We start from the raw sequence: 16,855 nt of genomic DNA on the forward strand, positions 1-16,855 counted from the left end.
ATTCGCTAGAACTTTCCTTAAGCATATACGAAATTTAAAATAATGATGCAACTTTTCGATCATCTAGATTAAAGTAATACAAAGTTGCACAAAAGTAGTTAAGAATTTGTTGTTATACAGTATTCACGCAGATTTTAGTGTAGGAGATCCAGCCATTCTTGAGCTTACGTCTATTTATTCTGGCAGCCCTCTTTTTTATTTTTAGTTATTCTGAGATACGTTTTCTACTGCTGTGTAATCTATAATTAAGATGCTAACATTTTAAAACTATTAATGATTTAATCATAAATCTTTGTGAATACAATAACGTTTAATAAAATAATCTCTTTAAATTTTTGAAACCTTTTCTATTATGGCAACGAATATCCGTATTATAGACTCAGGAAAAGCAAGTGCAAGTGAGCATATGACTAGGGATCAAGAACTCCTTGCCCACCTAAAGAAGGGAGAGGCAATTCTTCATCTTTATGAATGGAGGAGTGCCTATCCCCTTACGTATGGAGTGTTTATGCGCCCAGAAAAGTTTTTAGTAAGTAATAGGGAAGAACTAGGCATGGATGCAGCCAGACGTTCTACCGGGGGAGGATTTGTATTCCATCACGGAGATTTTGCTTTTTCTCTGCTTGTTTCTTCAGAGCACCCTATGTATCGGGGTAGCATTTTGGAGAACTATTTTAGTGTGAATTCTTTGGTTTTAGAAGTGTTAAATAAAATTTTTCGTATAGACGGAATGCTGTCATGTGATGAACATCTTCATCATTTTCAAGAATCCAATTTTTGCATGGCTAAGATTTCAAAATATGACGTGTTAATGGGAAATAAGAAAATTGGTGGAGCAGCTCAGCGCACCGTAAAGCAGGGATTTTTACATCAAGGTTCTATATTTCTTTCTGGAAGCACTCCAGATGTTTACTACAAGTTTCTTTTACCTGAAGTCGCCGATTCCGTTATCTCAGCAATTGATCGTTGTGCGTTTTTTCCTTTAGGCATTGCTGCTTCTTCCGCAGATTTAGTGGGGACAAGAAAAGAAATTAAGGAAAAATTTATTCAAATATTCTCCCGTGAGTGCTTATGAAATGTGTGTTTTGGGGCTGTATTCTTACTTTTGCTTATTCCTTTATAGCAAAAGATGCCTTAGCTATTACCCTAGCTTTTCCTGATTCTAATGAGAAGGCAGGGGTGATTGTTCATGATAATAGCATTGAAGTCTACCATAAGCTATTAGCCGCCATTGATAGTGCTCAATATTATTTCGAATTTTGTCCTTGCATGGCAGGAGGGGAGATTTTGAAAGAGGTCATCGTGCATTTAGATGCACGCATGTCTCAAGTCTCTACTTTATGTTCCTCCATGATTATTCAGCCAACAATGATTGACGATCAAGATAAGCAACTACTGATAGATATGAAAGCACGATGGCCTGAAAGATTTTCTTATATGTTTACTGGGTGTGCGCCGGGATCGAGTATTCTATCTCCAAATGTTATAGAAATGCACATGAAATTTTCGATTGTTGATGGGAAATATATTTTTATTGGAGGAACCAATTTTGAGGATTTTATGTGTACTCGTGGGGATGTTGTTCCCGAGCCTGTAGATTCCCCTCGTTTAATTGTCAGCGGAGTTAAACGTCCTCTAGCTTTTCGAGATCAAGATATTACCATAGTTTCAGAAACGCTAGGTTTATCTCTTCGAAGAGAATTTTATGCTCACTACTCTCTTTGGAGTTTTTTTTCTAGTAAGCACTGGTTGAATAAATATCTTGATACATTTCGTAGTCTACCTTTTCCTGAATTAGCTCAAGAGCAGGCTAAGGCATGCTACTGCCCTGAAATTGAAGAAAGTTCGGATCTCATTTCTACTGATCTAAGTAATATTTGTATGATTATTTCCGGCCCTGATGAATCCAAGAATGAAATTACAGAAGCTTACGTATCTTTGATTGATCAGGCAGAAACTTCGATAAAGATTGCGAACATGTATTTCATTCCTAAAGATGAAATTATGGAGAGTTTACAAGCAGCATGTTTCCAAAAGAAAATTCCTACAGAAATCATTACTAATGGTTGTACAGAAAATAGTCCTGCTTTGACATCTGTATATGCTTGGGGGAATCGGATGAATTATTTTTTCCTATGTTATGGAGAACGTCCTGCTCTATGGAAAAAATATATTTTCCTTAAACCACCTAATACTGCTTTTGCTGTTCACGAATTTTCAGTTCCCGATACTGAGCTACATAAAAAATGTATGATCATTGATAGCAATATTTTTGTTATTGGTAGTTATAATTTTGGGAAAAAAAGCGATCTTTTTGATTACGAAAGTATTGTGATTATTCGTAGCCCTGAGATAGCAGCACGGGCGAATCAAGTATTTCAAAAGGATCTTACACTATCTCAACCAGTACATTCTAACGAGATTTTACAGTGGTATTTTGATCCCATATATCACTTTGTTGGTCATTTGCAGATTAATTTTATGCCTGCGTAATATGAGAAAACCTTTGTGGTAAGGGAATCTCCTTTGTTTCTTAGGGGATCCTGCTTGGTTTTTTTCTGATTAATCGTTTACACTAAATTTTTATTGTTTATCCTCTGAGGTTCACTTTGCTAGCATTTTTCTATAAGCATCAGAAAAAATTTATTGGTTTTGTGATTGTTGCAGTATGTGTGTCGGGGATAGGCATAGGCTGGGGACGCCATCCAGGAGAGTCCATAGATAAGAAGCAACGCAAGAAAATTGTTTTTACTATAGAAGGGAAGAAGTACTCCGAAAGAGAGTTTCATGCTTTTAAAAAATTTTTCATGCATGAGGCCTATCCTTTTACAGGCAATCCTCAAGAATGGAATTTTTTAAATGAGGGTCTATTAACTGAACGATTTTTAACTAATAAATTAGGTGAGAAGTTATTTTTAAAAGTTTATTCTCAATTTCCTGCGTTTAGTAAAGAAAAAAACTATCAGGCTTATCGTCGTTTTGATACTCCTTTTATTTCTGCTGAAGAGGTATGGAAATCTTCAGCTCCGCATTTATATGAAGCACTTACGCAATTTCAGCAAATAGACGACCCCGTGTCTCCCTCAGGATTTGCTGCACGTGTGCGTTTGTTTTTGGAGGAAAAGAAATTTCCTCATTATATTTTAAAGCAAATGCTTGAGTATCGTAGGAAGATGTTTCATTTACCTCATGATGCGGCTCTTCTTAAAGGTAAGGACCTTCGTTTATTTGGTTATGGGAATCTGAGTGATTGGTTTGGGGATGCCTATGTATCTACAGCAGTAGAAACGTTATTACGCTTTGTAAATGAGCAAAAAAAACATATTAGTATGCCCTCAATAAAAGAAGCACAGCAAGATTTTTATGATAAAGCAAAGCAAGCATTTACAAAGCTAAGTAAGCATACCGATGTCCATCTTACTTTTGATCAGTTTGTGGCTAGCTATTTTGATTTTATTGGTGTGAGTTCTTCAGAGTTCTTTAAAATTTATAGAGAAATTCTTCTTTGCAAGCGAGCTTTTTTGCAACTAGAGGGTGGTGTAACCTTTGACTATCGTCCTTTGCAGGAATTTTTTTCTATGGGGAAAGATTCTACTTCAGTAGAAATAGTTAAACTTCCTCGAGAATATCATTTCAAAACACTTACAGATTTAGAAGCTTTTGAAGTTTATCTTCGTTTAGTTGGTGAGAGTCCTCAAGACTGCCTTGATGTCCCTCGATTTGTATTGCCGATAAAAAAAATAAAAGCAAAAGAGCCTAAACTCGTGGGGAGAAGATTCTTGCTTACTTATCAAACAATTCGTCTTCAGGATTTGGAAACTAAAGTACCTATGATTGAGGTTCATCAATGGCAGCAAAATCCTGATAATTTTCACATCTTATTGCAAGAATTTCCTAAAATTGAAACATGCACTTCGAGTAAAGATTTTCAGAATTTACCGCCTTCGCTTGTAGAAAAAATTCATTCATTTACTCGTAAAGAAATCCTTCGTGCGTGTCCCGAAAAAATTCAAGCATGTTTGTCTCAAAGTGTAAGTAAAAATAATGAAGTGTTTTTATCTTCAGGAAAAGATAGCGTACTTGAAGGAATTCTGGATGGCAGGGAGTTGGCCGCCTTACTTATTGAGAATGAAGCTCTCGAGTTTTATACCCAAGATAAAGAGCATTATTACACATTTATTGTAGATACGTGCTTTGGTGATGAAGAGATTATTCCTTATCGTGAAGTTTTGCGTAAGGGATTAGGAAAAATTCTAGTGGATGCACATAAAGATTCTGCACATATGGATCGGGTAGTAACCGCTTTAAAGTCTCGTTATCCGGGGGTTGATGGGAAAGACTTATGGCAGAGACGCCTTTGGCATTTGGTAGAAGAACAACGATCGGGAGCATATCAAGCAGGAACTTTGCCTTGGAACTTAGATAAATCAATAAAAATATTTACTCGAGGTGATCAGGAGCTTCCTCAGCCTTATGAGGTCCTAGCTTCTATGGAGGAGGGAGCATTATCTCAAGTAGAATTTCATGTGGAAGAAGGCCCTTTTTTCTATAAATGTCTATCCCATGAGATCTTTGGCAATCCCGCATGTATAGAAAAATTGTTCCTTGCTAAGGAGCACTTAAATGAGGAAATTCTTGTTGGCTGTATGGAACGTTTTATTGATCAGGCAAGAGGGGTTAGATAAATGTGGTATTCTGATTATCATGTATGGATTTTACCTATTCATGACAGTATTGTTCGCTTAGGTGGAACTAAAAAAATGTGTAGTAATTTAGGTCAGATTCTTCATATTGATCTTCCTATGTTAGGAAGTTCCTGTAAGGAAGGCGAGCCCTTAGTTATCTTAGAATCTTCAAAATCAGCAGTGGAAATTTTAAGTCCGGTCTCTGGGAAGGTTATAGAAGTAAACCAAAGCCTTTTAGATGATATCCAACTTTTGAATACCTCTCCTGAAGATTTAGGGTGGTTTGTTGTTGTTGATTTAGGACAGCCGCTAAATACAGAAAACTTATCGGCTAGGGATTAATTCTTTTATTAGTTTTCTATAAAAGATAGTAATGCATTTTTACAATAGTTTGTATTTATTGTTCTTAAGTAGTAAGCTTTTATCTGATAACAGAAAAATAAACGCTTGTTTTACTATGTCTTCATCTGTGAATAGTTGCGTTTCTCCTGTAATACAGGTAGCAAGTAATCAAGTTATGCCATCCAGATGTTTGAAGGGACTTTCTCTTACCATTACATTATTGAGCTTGTTTGTGATTTCTCTTGCGGCTTACGGGCTTTTCGTTGTTCCCTTGATTTCTACGCAACTTGTCATACGAATTATTAGTGCTTCCATAACGTTAGTAGCACTAGTTTGTTCTTGTGTGCAGTATTATTTCTTTCATCATTATGGGAAATTGGTCATTGATAGTGGGAATCTTATAAACAATAGTTAAAGGATAGCTGATTTATGCTTGTTCATGTTCGTAGATTTCAAACTTCTTCTTCGCAATGTGAAAATACAGCGGCATTATTACGCAAATTAGAAAGAAGTTCGGAAAGAACAATAAATATAAACGTCTTTTCGAAAGCTTTTTCTGTATTTATGGCTGCTTTAGCTTTATTAGTCATGATAGTCTTTACTGTTCAAACGGCAGTAGTTACTCCTTTAGCTTTATATACAGCAGCTTTTTTAGCTTGTTGTATTCTTATTTATATGGCGATTTTTATTGTGCAAAGCATGCTTTCATGCTCTTCTTCTCCCGTTAAATTGGCTATGGATCCAATGGAAGGTTATGAGGCACGATGAGCCGAGTTAATTTACTGCAGTTTTTCCTCTTTTAATAAAGGGTTTCATCTTAGGACGAGTAAGACGACTTTTCTTTAATGGAATGGTTTCTGTATCTGTAGGAATTTCTGTTATTGGGGGTATTTGTTCTTCTACGGAAACGGAAATTGTTGCAGGTTTTGCAATATCAATTCCTGTAAAGCTCATAAATGCCATGGCCATAAGGCCTGTGGTGATGAATGAGATGCCTGTGCCTTGTAGATTTTTAGGAATATCGCAATAGGCAAATTTTTCCTTAATCGTGGCAAATAGTACAATGGCTAACCACCAGCCACATCCAGATCCTAAGGAAAAAATCATCATGGGAATAAAAGGATAATTACGAGTAATACCGAAAAGCACGCCTCCTAATATGGCACAGTTTACAGCAATTAATGGTAAGAAGATTCCTAAGGAGAGGTAGAGATTTCGTGAAACTTTTTCTAGGAAGAGTTCTAAGATTTGTGTGAAAGCAGCGATCACGACAATAAAAATAATTAGCTCCAGAAAACCTAAATTTACATCCGCTAGGGTTGGAGATAGCCAGGCCAAAGCACGGGGCTTAGTTATAAAAGTATGAATTAACCAATTAATGCTTCCAGTAATGGTGAGAACCAAAGCTACGGACATGCCTAATCCATTTGCCGTTGAGACTCTTCCAGAACAAGCTAGGTAGCTACACATCCCTAAAAAATTCGAAAGAAGGATATTCTGGATAAAGGTTGCTTGTAAAAAAATACCCAAAACATTGAGCCATGTATATTCGCCTAACCACATACTTACTTTTTCACTTTTTTAGATCTCAGAATATTTATTACCCAAATCATGGTACCTAAAAGAAAAAATGCTGAGGGAGCAAGAACCATCAAACCAAAATTCTCATAGCCATCAGGATGTATTTCCGAGGCATAAAAGCATTTAGGGATTATGCGTATGCCGAATAAGGTTCCAAACCCAAAAACTTCTCGAATAATACTTACGAAAACTAATACCCAACCATAGCCTAATCCAGAAGCAAATCCATCTAAAAACGCGGGAAGAGGAGGGACATTTCTTGCTAGACTTTCTGCTCTACCCATAACGATGCAGTTGGTAATAATTAATCCTACAAATACAGAAAGCATCTTTGAAATGTTAAATAGGAAAGCTTTAAGAAATTGGTCTATAACGATAACAAACAAGCTAATGATAATTAGCTGAGTAATCATACGTACGCTGTCGGGAGTTACTTTTCTTAATAAGGAGACGAAAAAGGAAGAACATCCTGTGACAAAGCTGACCGCTAGTCCCATAGTTATGGCCGTGCTTATTGTTGTTGTTACAGCAAGAGCAGAACAGATTCCTAAAATTGCAATCAGAGGTTGATTATTGTTCCATAGAGGGTCTATGAAATAATTTTTATAAGATTTACTTGTTGTCATAGGAATCTCTTTGGGTATGAAGCTTTGCAAAATATAACAACAGATTGCGATAAGGAGCGAGGGATTGAGAATAGGCTTCAGTTACCCCATTACATGTTAAGGTAGCTCCTGAAATGCCGTCGATCGTAGACAAAACCTTAGGGGATGTGCCATATAGAGCTTCTGCAGATCCTTTAACAACTTCCAACCCTAAAGGAGCTGTTGCTAAACTTGTATTCCCTGAGGAAGACTGCAGGAAAACTTTTTTTCCATAAAATTGCTTCTGCCATTGAGGATTTGTAATGTTTGCCCCCAATCCTGGAGTTTCTCCTTGTTGATACCATGCAGTTCCCAATACAGTGTTTCCGTCATTTTTTAGACTCAAATACCCATACATCGGTCCCCATAAGCCGAATCCCGAAATTGGGAGAACGATGGCTTGAACAACAAGAGGATTTTTAATAATTGCTTCGGTAGTCATGGTACGTGCTTGTTCAGTATTAGATAGAATGACATAAAAAAGTAGCAATGATTGTTTTTGGAGATCCCCTTGGGGTTGTGCATCTAAAAACTCTGAGAGTTGCATGTTTTTTTCTTCAAAGGAAAAAATTTGTCCTTTCCTATCTGTAAGCAAAGGGCGGACAAAATTTTTAGAATAGGCATCTAAGACAGAACTTGTAACTGCGGGAGGATACGCATTCACAGCTTTTAATACATGGGATTGCTTATCATAAATTGCATATTTCCACTCACCTTCTGTATAGATTTGAAACCTCCCGGAATAATCGATAACATGTGCTGCTGTTAACATTTGTTTATTACGATCAAAGATAGCAGCACGTTCTTGAAAGGGAGAAAGGACGTAATAAACAGTAGAAAGAAGAATTCCAGATAAAAAGCTTAATAATAAAATAAAACAGATGATGTACCAAGTTTGATTTAAATAGCTTTTAAGCTTTTTAGAAGACATTTAAATACTCCTTTGTCGGTACTTTCTGACAGCGAAGTAATCAAACAAGGGAGCGAAAACATTTCCTAAGAGAATAGCCAACATAACTCCTTCAGGATAAGCAGGGTTGATTAATCGGATAATGATCGTCATAAAGCCAATAAAGAGTCCGTACAACCACTTAGCTAATTTCATTGTAGGCGAAGATACGGGATCTGTAGCCATGAACACGAGGCCGAAAGCTAAACCTCCAAGGAACATATGGCGGTAAGCAGGAATGAAAAAACGAGCAGGAGCCCAAGCACCATGCTTGCCTACAACAAAAATACTAACGATTTTAAATAGCCAAGCTGTGAGGAATGCTCCTATGCCAAAGGAGAGCATGGTTCTCCAAGAAGCAATACCTGTGATAATTAAAAATATGGCGCCTAGCAAACAAGCAAAAGTTGAGGTTTCACCTAAGGCACCTAGGATATTACCCCAAAAAAGGTTCCCAGAAGAAAATTTCTGGAATCCATAGATAACATCAGTAATAGCGTACGCAGAATCAAATTGTGTGGGAAGAAGGCCCAGCCCACCTTCACTCAAGGGAGCTGTAACAAACTCTTGTAGTTGTGCTAGAGTTAATTTATTTAGTGTGAGCCCTGGATGGGACTGAGACCATAGAGAGAATTGTGTTTGTAGTACCTGTTCCGTGGGGACATGAGACATGTGTAAAATACTTGACGCTATGGCATCGACATGAACCCTTTTAACCGTAGGGGGGGTGGAATTCAAAGTTTGTAGACATGTAGATTGTGAGAAACCATCAATTACAGACTTCCCAGCAGTGGTATTCATGGTTAGAAGGCTTGCTTTGATTTGTGTTGGATTGCTTCCTACCCACACATCTCCACTCATTTTTGCTGGGAAGGTAAAGAATAGAAACGCACGTGCAGATAATGCAGGATTGAGAATATTCATTCCTGTTCCTCCAAAGAGCTCTTTACTCACAATAACTCCAAAGGCAATGCCTAGAGCTGCCATCCAATAGGGAATAGTTGGAGGTAATGTAAGTGGGTAGAGAATCCCCGTAACTAAAAGGCCTTCGGCTATCTTATGTTTGCGGACTATTGCAAAAAGAACTTCGCAAGCTCCTCCTACAGTGTAGCTAATGATAAGTAGGGGGAAAAAGATTTTACATCCTGCCCAAAGAATAGAAAACACGCCAATGTCATGACAGACAAAAGTAAGGTATTTACGAAATCCCGAGATATGTAAGAATGTTTCCATTAGCTGAGGATTTCGTGAGCTGTAGATAAGGAATTGTGTTCCCGCATTCCAGATAGCAAAAAACACTGCTGGAAATAAAGCAAAGACTACGAGCATCATCCAGCGTTTAATATCTACAGCATCGCGAATAAATGGGGGGGATGAAGGAATATGAATAGGTTCAAAACAAAACGTATCAATAGCGTCTGCAACTGGAGTAAAACGTTGAAGTTTGTCTTTTTGACAAATTTTCCAGATCGAATGAACAAATCGCTTAAGCATTCTATTTGAGATGGGAAATCGAGGCTTCTACACGTTCAGGAGAGTAGCAAATTAGTTGAAATTTTAGGAATAAATTTTTTTGTGATTTGGAAATTTTTTATATTTTTTGCGCGCTTATTCTTTCCTATTTTATGTTATGGTTGTCGCTTTCCAGGAAAAGTTCTATGTCGGCATTGCATAGAAGCATTGAGAATGCATTCAAGCACTGGGAGATGTCCTCATTGTTTTTCTTTGTTAGGACTTGAAGAGGCGTCTACGTGTGACCAATGTCTTTCTTCATTTTCCCGGAAATCTTTTCATTTATATTCTCCAGTACCAGAAGCTCTTAATTTATATTCTCAAGCTTGCAGAGGAAAAAAATTTGCTATTGGATTTTTTGCACGAGGAATACGAAAAGAGTGGGAGTGGAACCAAGTAGTGCCTACAAAGATTTTTTATATTATCTCAAAGATATCTAAAGAATGCGTGAAAAAATTACATCAAGATACTGGAATTCCTTACCAAGGGATCCTTCCGATAAAATACTTTCTACAGAGCCTAACAAAATATGTAAAGAAAGGACCTATTTGTATTCTTTCTGCGTATCCCTTACCCAGGGAGTGGCAAAACGTGATAGAAAGATATGCTCCTCAACCGGTTATTCTTATCAGTCTTTTTGTGGATCCTCGGGAAGGCCCGAAATAGCTACATAACCCAGAAGGCGGACTCCTTCATCAACGCATAGAGTAGCTGCCTGAATATCTCCTTTTACCATAGCTTCTCCCCGTAGCTCCACTTTTCCTGTAACTGTGATATTACCTTCAACAACACCTTCGATGATCGCTTCTTGAAGTTGAATATCTGCTTTTACATAACCTTTGGGGCCAATAATAATTTTTCCCTGAGACACCAAAATTCCTTCAAAGGTTCCGTCGATACGTAGTAAACGTTCAAACGCTAATTCTCCTTTAAAAGTAACTCCTTCTCCTAAGGTAGTCTCTGGTTCTTCTGATACAAGGAAAGAGGGTTCAATTTCTGAGGAGGATGATGTCCATTTTTGTGTTTCTTCATTTACAGGATAGGAAGACAGGGGGCGTGTTTCTACAGATTTTGGTGTATCAAAGAGATTGGGAGGGGAATCTAGGTGTTCAGTTCGAGAGTAGGAATAGTTGGAATGCGAAGGAGCTTCTTCTTCATATAGTGTTTGCACATCTTCAAAAGGACTTTTTCCACTTCTACGAAACATGGGAGTTCTCCTAGATTAGCCAGCAATGTGGTTTTTACATAAATTAATCTGACGCGTTAAAGTTTCATCTTTCTCTATTTTTTCTTCTATAGTTTTACAAGCATAGAGTACGGTGGAATGTGTTTTCCCAAAAGCAGAACCAATAGCGACTAAAGAGTCTGTAATTAAAGTTTTTGCTAGGTACATAGCGACTTGGCGGGCTAAAACCAATTCCTTTGCCCGTGAGTTACCTTTGAGATCTTGTAACTTGACTTGAAATACCATAGCAACACTTTTTAAAATGCTTTCTATGGATACTTTTTGTTTTATGGGAGAGCGAAAAAGCTCCTTTAAGGTGTCACGGATAACATTTTCTGTCAGAGTTTTCCCAAACAAGCGGCAGTAAGCAGTGAGTTTATTAATGGCTCCTTCTAACTGTCGCACATTGCCATAAATATGATCTGCAATATAAAAAGCAATTTCATTCGGGATATTCAAGCCTTTTTGTTCTGCTTTATGCTGTAATATAGCTACACGGGTTTCCAAGTCAGGAATACCTACATGGGCAACTAAACCCCATTCCATTCTTGCTATAATGCGTTCAGATAATTTCAACTGGCTTGGGGGTTTGTCACTAGTAATGACAATTTGCTTATTTAAATTAATTAAAGTTTCAAACGTATTGCAAAATTCTTCTTCAAAGTTTTGTCGATTTTGTAAGAATTGGATATCGTCCACGAGAAGTAGATCTAAGGAGCGATAAAAATTTTTCATTTTATCAATAGACTTTACTCTTAAGTGGTGAACAAGATCATTAATAAAGGCTTCTGTTGTAATGCAATGTACGCGAAGATGTTTATGGTGTTCCCGAACATAATGTCCTACAGCGTGAAGAAGATGAGTTTTTCCTAACCCCACACCTCCATGAATGAATAGAGGATTGTAAGAACGTCCTGGATGGCTTGCAATCCCCATGGCAGCAGATTTGACAAATTGGTTGGAAGGACCTTCTATAAAGTTATCAAAGCGATAGAGAGAATTCAGCTTTAATTCAAAGTCTTTAGGTTCATCAGAATTTTCTAAAGACAGCGTTTGAGATTCTCGAGGAGATAGAGATTGTGTAGGAGGTCTTTTGATTTCTGAGATAACAAACTCTAAAGCGGGTTCGCCTTGAGCATTTAAAGGAACAAAAGAACATAAGTCTTTTTTATAGTTATCCAGAAGGTAATTCTGAACAAAAATATTAGGAACTTCTAAACGAATTTTTTCTTGAGTTTCCTCTATGACGTGAATAGGGGAAATCCAGTTTTCAAATGCCGTTTTTGAGCAACGCGTTTTCACATAATTGACAAACTGTTCCCAAGTATTACATTCGCTACAGGTTAACATGCTGCTCTCTTTTCTATGCTGAGGATTTCTCCGAGACAGGTAATTTGCACTTGCTACGGAAGAAATTGCCAATGTACCATTGGTATTGATAAGCAATCAATACTTTTTCTATAAAAAGCCATTGGGAAATTTCAAAATGAGCAAGATAAATCTAAGGAAAAGCTATTGAGAAAGAGTTGTAGTTCTTTTTATGGTTTTATTGGCGTAACTCATCAGTAGGGCTTCAGCATCATTAGCAATAAGGGGCTGGTCACATGAGGCAAGATAGACAGCAATAGCTGAGGCTTCTTCAATGCGACCTAAACAAAAAAGTGCTTTTGTTTTGTTTAGTAGTGTGGGTAGATGATCTCCTTGCATTCGCAATGCTTGATCCAAGACTACCAAAGCTTCAGCATTCTTTCCTACTTGTAAATATAATCCCCCAAGGGTTTGAAAATCATAAATACTAAGAGGATCTAAAATGACGAGAGCTTCAAAAAAAAGGATAGCTTTTTGATAGTGCCCTTGACGAAGGAAGGAATATCCAGAAATACGCAATTCTTCTAATTCTTCATCTCCCCATCCTAAAATAGCTTTCCATTCATTATCTAACATAGCTTAGCCTTGGACGAATTGAAAAATACGAGAAATGACGTAGTCAATCATAACATTGGAAGATTTTAAGCCTAAATCAATGGCTTTGAGCAAGACCTTTCCTTCTTGAATTAAAGTATCTTCTTCCCAATCTTCACTTGCCTCATTCTCGTTGTTTTCTTCTTCTTGATCTTTATACGAAAGAAAAGGAGTCACACGACTTTGATAAGAAAACTTTCCACGTGTGAGAACTTTTAAATAAGAAGAAATTTTTTCTATATCGCTATCTTGTTGATCAGGGGATCCTAATGAGGGAGCTAGATAAGGAGTAGAAAAACGTTGTTTATAAAAATTTCTTGGAGGAGAGAAAAAGGCCCAGTGGGTTTTTTGATTTGTTTGCATTAGAGATGACAGAGCTGAAGGTTTAGGTGTCATATCTAAAATTTGAGCATGCTTGGCAACATCACGAATAGCCACACCTTCCATATGAACTTCCTTACGGAAATCATTCACTGCCTTATTGTTAGAGGCGTGTTTTTCGTAAACGGATGTACTGTAATTGAAAATTTCTACCATACTATAGCCTTTAAGACCCTACTTCTAAATCATAGTAGGGTGAGGGAAAAAGTCAATAGTCTTCGTTACTCTGGGAAATTCCGGAGGCAATGAAGAGAATTCTTTCGCCATTCTTTTTAATGATGTATATTGATGCTGCATGTTGGGTTCATAGAAGATTTTAAGTAACCATGGGTGAGCGTTCTCCTCATATTCCTGTTTTACTTCAAGAGTGTTTATCTTTTTTTTCTGATCGTCATCCAAAATTTTTTTGTGATGTTACTGTAGGTGCGGGAGGGCATGCAGAGGCATTTCTTTCTGCTTATCCTTCACTTCAGCTGTATGATGGTTCTGATAGAGATCAGTCCGCTCTGTCTTTAGCTCGTGAACGCTTAAGGAAATTTGGCGATCGAGTGCAGATTCGTCATGCTTCTTTTCAAGATCTCTCTCAAGATTTTAGAAGGAATCATGCATATGATGGGATACTAGCTGATCTTGGAGTTTCTTCTATGCAATTAGATACATTATCCCGTGGGTTTAGTTTTCAGGGAGAGGATCATGTTTTAGATATGCGTATGGATAGGTCGCAGGGGATAACAGCAAGTGAAGTTCTGAATACTTTGGATGAGGAAACTTTGGGAAAGGTATTTCGTGAATATGGGGAAGAACCTCATTGGAAAAGTGTAGCCAAAGCAATTGTCAATTTCCGTAAACGCAAGAAAATTCTTACAGTTAGTGATTTAAAAGAGGCTGTGACCCAGGCTTTGCCTTCTTATCGTTTTCGAAAAAAGATCCACCCACTTACTTTAGTATTCCAAGCGTTACGTGTCTATGTGAATCAAGAGGATAGTCAATTGCAAGTATTGTTAGAGTCTGCTATCCATTGGTTAGCTCCTCAGGGGCGTTTTTTGGTAATTTCTTTTTGTAGTTCTGAAGATCGTCCTGTAAAATGGTTTTTCCGCAAAGCTCAGGACCAGGGATTAGGAAGAGTTTTGACTAAGAAAGTCATTATGCCAACTTATGAAGAAATTCGTAACAATCCTAGAGCGCGATCAGCAAAATTACGGTGTTTTGAAAAATCTATCTCATGAATAAGTATCGTTTCTTACGATTAGTTTTATGTTTTTGTTTTCTTGGGAGTTTGTTGTATTCGTATGTGAATAAACAAAATGATTTAACAAAGCTTCGGTTGGAAATTCCTTGTTTATGGTCTACCTTGCGTCAAAGAGAACAAGAGAATGTAGCTTTGGGTTTTCTTATTGATAAGTTAGAAAGTCCCGAGCATTTGATGCACATTGCTCGTTTGTCTGAGTATCAATATTTACATTATCCTAGTGAAGAGAAAGAATATATTTTGATCCATGAATCATCGTAAATATTTAGCTCTGATTACTTGTGGGGTGCTACTTTCTTATTCTCTTCTTATCCTACGTTATTATAAAATTCAGATTTGCGAAGGAAAGCATTGGGCCATTGAGGCTCTCGGTCAACATGAATTTCGTGTTAAAGATCCTTTTCGTCGGGGAACATTTTTTTCTCAGATGAATGCTCGTTCTGGTGAACAGGAGCAGTTTCAGCCTTTAGCTGTAGATATTACTAAATTTCATTTGTGTGTAGATGCTGTTGCTATTCCTGAATGTCATCGGGACACGATAGCAAGAACCATATTTTCCCTAGTTGGCGAAGGGAATTATGCGTGCATGCGTGGGGAGTTTGATAAACGATCTCGCCATCGTAAATTAGTTCTTTGGTTAAATCATGTGGAACGGGATCGTATTCTTAGTTGGTGGAGAAAATACGCTGTGAAGCATAAATTGCCTTCTAATGCGCTATTTTTTATCTCTGATTACCAACGTTCTTATCCTTTTGGTAAACTTTTAGGGCAAGTTCTTCATACACTTAGGGATTACAAAGATGAGAAAACGGGGAAAGCATTCCCTACTGGAGGGTTAGAAGCCTATTTTAATCATATTTTAGAGGGAGAGCCGGGGGAACGTAAACTTTTACGGTCTCCTTTAAATCGTTTAGATGTTGACAAGATCACAAAAATTCCTAAAGATGGTGCAGATATTTACCTCACGGTAAATCCTTGCATACAAACTATTGCGGAAGAAGAGTTAGAGAGAGGCGTTAAGGAAGCTAAGGCAAAGGGAGGACGCCTTATTTTAATGAACTCTTATACAGGAGAGATTCTTGCTCTTGCCCAGTATCCTTTTTTTAATCCCGCGGATTACAAAACTTTTTTTAATGATAAAGAAAAGATAGAATATACCAAAGTTTCATCGGTCAGTGATGTCTTCGAACCGGGTTCTATTATGAAACCAATCACGGTTGCTATCGCTTTGCTTGCCAATGAAGAGATGGAAAAACGAGGGGAAAAGTCTCTTTTTCATCCTAATGATCCTATTGATGTTACACGCACCATATTTCCAGGTAGAAAACAATTTCCTTTAAGAGATATCTCTTTAAATCGTCGCTTAAATATGTATATGGCGATTCAAAAGTCTTCTAATGTTTATGTTGCTCAGCTTGCAGATCGTATTGTTCAGAATTTAGGAAATCTTTGGTATGAAGAAAAATTATCCGCTCTGGGTTTTGGTAAAAAAACGGGTATTGAGTTACCGGGAGAAGCCTCGGGATTAGTTCCTTCCCCTAAACGCTTTCATCTTCATGGTATTCCTGAATGGTCGCTATCGACTCCTTATTCTTTAGCTATGGGGTATAATCTTTTAGTTACGGGAATGCAAATGGTTAGAGCATATGCTATTCTTGCTAATGGAGGGTATGATATACGACCTACGTTAATTAAAAAAATCGTCTCTTCTTCTGGAGAGGAATATAGATTCAGACCTCAGGAAAAGGGAGAAAGATTACTTTCTCAAGAAATCGTGGATCATGTTTTAAGAGCAATGCGCTTTACAACATATCCTGGGGGCACAGGATATAGAGCTTCTCCGAAAAATTATTCTAGTGCAGGAAAAACAGGAACTACAGAAAAGCTAGTTCACGGTAGGTATGATAAGCAGCGTCATATTTCTTCATTTATTGGTATCACTCCTTTATATCCTCAAGAATCTTGTGTTCCTTTAGTAATGTTGATTTCTATTGATGATCCTGACCATGGTTTGCGAGAAGATGGAACCAAAAATTATATGGGAGGGCGATGTGCAGCTCCTATATTTGCACGTGTGGCTGATCGTGTTTTGCCTTACCTTGGGGTGAGAGAGGATAAGAAAACTTATGATTATACGAGTGAGGTTTCTGCAATAAAGTCTTTATATGAGGAGTGGAATCGTTTAGGGAAATAGATAGATTTGCTCTAGAGATTAATCTAGGCTAGAATTTTATGTCTTAGAAGGTTGTGTTTATAGAAAATAGATCGAATACGTTATATTTTGACTTGTGAAATTTAAAGAAAGTTTTATAAAAGAGATGGATA

General features: G+C 37.4%; 18 protein-coding genes. 10 read left to right on the top strand and 8 right to left on the bottom strand.

Features of this window, described 5'->3' with window-relative positions; all coding sequences use genetic code 11:
* Window positions 1-352 precede the first annotated feature (352 nt).
* From M787_RS03570 to M787_RS03595, 6 genes are all read left to right on the top strand, one after another.
* Window positions 353-1,075 (top strand): lipoyl protein ligase domain-containing protein, encoded by a 723-nt coding sequence (locus tag M787_RS03570; protein ID WP_034733884.1) that lies wholly within the window; start codon window positions 353-355, stop codon window positions 1,073-1,075.
* Entirely contained in the window at window positions 1,072-2,493 is a 1,422-nt protein-coding gene (locus tag M787_RS03575; RefSeq protein ID WP_021828206.1) for a phospholipase D-like domain-containing protein, read from the top strand. The genes M787_RS03570 and M787_RS03575 overlap by 4 nt, the downstream gene beginning before the upstream one ends.
* A gap of 116 nt (window positions 2,494-2,609) precedes the next feature.
* The gene (locus M787_RS03580; RefSeq protein WP_021828207.1) at window positions 2,610-4,685 is read left to right on the top strand and encodes a hypothetical protein; all 2,076 of its coding nucleotides are present in this window, start codon (window positions 2,610-2,612) and stop codon (window positions 4,683-4,685) included.
* Complete coding sequence (locus tag M787_RS03585) at window positions 4,686-5,027, top strand: glycine cleavage protein H-like protein (protein WP_021828208.1); 342 nt, start codon at window positions 4,686-4,688, stop codon at window positions 5,025-5,027.
* Window positions 5,028-5,142: 115 nt separating this feature from the next.
* Complete coding sequence (locus M787_RS03590) at window positions 5,143-5,442, top strand: hypothetical protein (protein ID WP_021828209.1); 300 nt, start codon at window positions 5,143-5,145, stop codon at window positions 5,440-5,442.
* Window positions 5,443-5,456: 14 nt separating this feature from the next.
* A complete protein-coding gene (locus M787_RS03595; RefSeq protein ID WP_021828210.1) occupies window positions 5,457-5,795 on the top strand; it encodes a hypothetical protein in 339 nt (112 codons plus the stop codon).
* A gap of 6 nt (window positions 5,796-5,801) precedes the next feature.
* Here M787_RS03595 and nqrE read toward each other — a convergent pair whose 3' ends face one another.
* Genes nqrE through M787_RS03615 form a run of 4 tightly spaced genes read right to left on the bottom strand, consistent with a single transcriptional unit; the run spans window position 5,802 to window position 9,695 of the window.
* Window positions 5,802-6,590 carry an NADH:ubiquinone reductase (Na(+)-transporting) subunit E gene (nqrE, locus tag M787_RS03600; protein ID WP_021828211.1) on the bottom strand — a complete coding sequence of 263 codons (789 nt, stop codon included), beginning with the start codon at window positions 6,588-6,590 and terminating at the stop codon, window positions 5,802-5,804.
* Between the two features lie 2 nt (window positions 6,591-6,592).
* Window positions 6,593-7,234 (bottom strand): NADH:ubiquinone reductase (Na(+)-transporting) subunit D, encoded by a 642-nt coding sequence (nqrD, locus tag M787_RS03605; RefSeq protein WP_021828212.1) that lies wholly within the window; start codon window positions 7,232-7,234, stop codon window positions 6,593-6,595.
* Window positions 7,221-8,183, bottom strand: coding sequence for an NADH:ubiquinone reductase (Na(+)-transporting) subunit C (gene nqrC / locus M787_RS03610; protein ID WP_021828213.1), 963 nt, complete (start codon window positions 8,181-8,183; stop codon window positions 7,221-7,223). The genes nqrD and nqrC overlap by 14 nt, the downstream gene beginning before the upstream one ends.
* Window positions 8,184-9,695, bottom strand: a complete 1,512-nt coding sequence (locus M787_RS03615) for a Na(+)-transporting NADH-quinone reductase subunit B (protein WP_021828214.1) — start codon at window positions 9,693-9,695, stop codon at window positions 8,184-8,186. It abuts the gene before it with no gap.
* A gap of 81 nt (window positions 9,696-9,776) precedes the next feature.
* On the opposite strand from M787_RS03615, the gene M787_RS03620 reads away from it, so the two are divergent.
* Window positions 9,777-10,379, top strand: a complete 603-nt coding sequence (locus tag M787_RS03620; RefSeq protein WP_021828215.1) for a hypothetical protein — start codon at window positions 9,777-9,779, stop codon at window positions 10,377-10,379.
* Here M787_RS03620 and M787_RS03625 read toward each other — a convergent pair.
* The 4 genes from M787_RS03625 to M787_RS03640 all read right to left on the bottom strand — a co-directional run bounded on the left by M787_RS03625 (window position 10,342) and on the right by M787_RS03640 (window position 13,437).
* Window positions 10,342-10,920, bottom strand: a complete 579-nt coding sequence (locus M787_RS03625) for a bactofilin family protein (RefSeq protein ID WP_021828216.1) — start codon at window positions 10,918-10,920, stop codon at window positions 10,342-10,344. The genes M787_RS03620 and M787_RS03625 overlap by 38 nt on opposite strands.
* A gap of 15 nt (window positions 10,921-10,935) precedes the next feature.
* The gene (dnaA, locus tag M787_RS03630) at window positions 10,936-12,288 is read right to left on the bottom strand and encodes a chromosomal replication initiator protein DnaA (RefSeq protein WP_021828217.1); all 1,353 of its coding nucleotides are present in this window, start codon (window positions 12,286-12,288) and stop codon (window positions 10,936-10,938) included.
* Between the two features lie 162 nt (window positions 12,289-12,450).
* Window positions 12,451-12,882, bottom strand: coding sequence for a tetratricopeptide repeat family protein (locus M787_RS03635; RefSeq protein ID WP_021828218.1), 432 nt, complete (start codon window positions 12,880-12,882; stop codon window positions 12,451-12,453).
* A gap of 3 nt (window positions 12,883-12,885) precedes the next feature.
* Window positions 12,886-13,437: a DUF5399 family protein gene (locus M787_RS03640; protein WP_021828219.1), complete on the bottom strand. Its 552-nt coding sequence runs from the start codon at window positions 13,435-13,437 to the stop codon at window positions 12,886-12,888.
* 170 nt (window positions 13,438-13,607) lie between these two features.
* Here M787_RS03640 and rsmH point away from each other — a divergent pair, with 170 nt between their 5' ends.
* From rsmH to M787_RS03655, 3 genes are read left to right on the top strand one after another with little or no spacing between them, the layout of a single operon-like run.
* Entirely contained in the window at window positions 13,608-14,507 is a 900-nt protein-coding gene (gene rsmH, locus M787_RS03645; RefSeq protein WP_021828220.1) for a 16S rRNA (cytosine(1402)-N(4))-methyltransferase RsmH, read from the top strand.
* Window positions 14,504-14,791 carry a hypothetical protein gene (locus M787_RS03650; protein ID WP_021828221.1) on the top strand — a complete coding sequence of 96 codons (288 nt, stop codon included), beginning with the start codon at window positions 14,504-14,506 and terminating at the stop codon, window positions 14,789-14,791. The genes rsmH and M787_RS03650 overlap by 4 nt, the downstream gene beginning before the upstream one ends.
* Window positions 14,778-16,724, top strand: coding sequence for a peptidoglycan D,D-transpeptidase FtsI family protein (locus M787_RS03655; RefSeq protein WP_021828222.1), 1,947 nt, complete (start codon window positions 14,778-14,780; stop codon window positions 16,722-16,724). Before M787_RS03650 ends, M787_RS03655 begins: the two co-directional genes overlap by 14 nt.
* Window positions 16,725-16,855 lie beyond the last annotated feature (131 nt).

The sequence above is a fragment of the Chlamydia gallinacea 08-1274/3 genome (assembly GCF_000471025.2).
In the GTDB taxonomy this organism is placed as follows: domain Bacteria; phylum Chlamydiota; class Chlamydiia; order Chlamydiales; family Chlamydiaceae; genus Chlamydia; species Chlamydia gallinacea.

Coding starts and splice junctions, on each gene's coding strand:
- M787_RS03570 (WP_034733884.1), top strand. CDS start 353: ATGGCAACGAATATCCGTATTATAGACTCAGGAAAAGCAAGTGCAAGT.
- M787_RS03575 (WP_021828206.1), top strand. CDS start 1,072: ATGAAATGTGTGTTTTGGGGCTGTATTCTTACTTTTGCTTATTCCTTT.
- M787_RS03585 (WP_021828208.1), top strand. CDS start 4,686: ATGTGGTATTCTGATTATCATGTATGGATTTTACCTATTCATGACAGT.
- M787_RS03590 (WP_021828209.1), top strand. CDS start 5,143: ATGTCTTCATCTGTGAATAGTTGCGTTTCTCCTGTAATACAGGTAGCA.
- M787_RS03595 (WP_021828210.1), top strand. CDS start 5,457: ATGCTTGTTCATGTTCGTAGATTTCAAACTTCTTCTTCGCAATGTGAA.
- nqrE (WP_021828211.1), bottom strand. CDS start 6,590: ATGTGGTTAGGCGAATATACATGGCTCAATGTTTTGGGTATTTTTTTA.
- nqrD (WP_021828212.1), bottom strand. CDS start 7,234: ATGACAACAAGTAAATCTTATAAAAATTATTTCATAGACCCTCTATGG.
- nqrC (WP_021828213.1), bottom strand. CDS start 8,183: ATGTCTTCTAAAAAGCTTAAAAGCTATTTAAATCAAACTTGGTACATC.
- M787_RS03615 (WP_021828214.1), bottom strand. CDS start 9,695: ATGCTTAAGCGATTTGTTCATTCGATCTGGAAAATTTGTCAAAAAGAC.
- M787_RS03625 (WP_021828216.1), bottom strand. CDS start 10,920: ATGTTTCGTAGAAGTGGAAAAAGTCCTTTTGAAGATGTGCAAACACTA.
- dnaA (WP_021828217.1), bottom strand. CDS start 12,288: ATGTTAACCTGTAGCGAATGTAATACTTGGGAACAGTTTGTCAATTAT.
- M787_RS03635 (WP_021828218.1), bottom strand. CDS start 12,882: ATGTTAGATAATGAATGGAAAGCTATTTTAGGATGGGGAGATGAAGAA.
- M787_RS03640 (WP_021828219.1), bottom strand. CDS start 13,437: ATGGTAGAAATTTTCAATTACAGTACATCCGTTTACGAAAAACACGCC.
- rsmH (WP_021828220.1), top strand. CDS start 13,608: ATGGGTGAGCGTTCTCCTCATATTCCTGTTTTACTTCAAGAGTGTTTA.
- M787_RS03650 (WP_021828221.1), top strand. CDS start 14,504: ATGAATAAGTATCGTTTCTTACGATTAGTTTTATGTTTTTGTTTTCTT.
- M787_RS03655 (WP_021828222.1), top strand. CDS start 14,778: ATGAATCATCGTAAATATTTAGCTCTGATTACTTGTGGGGTGCTACTT.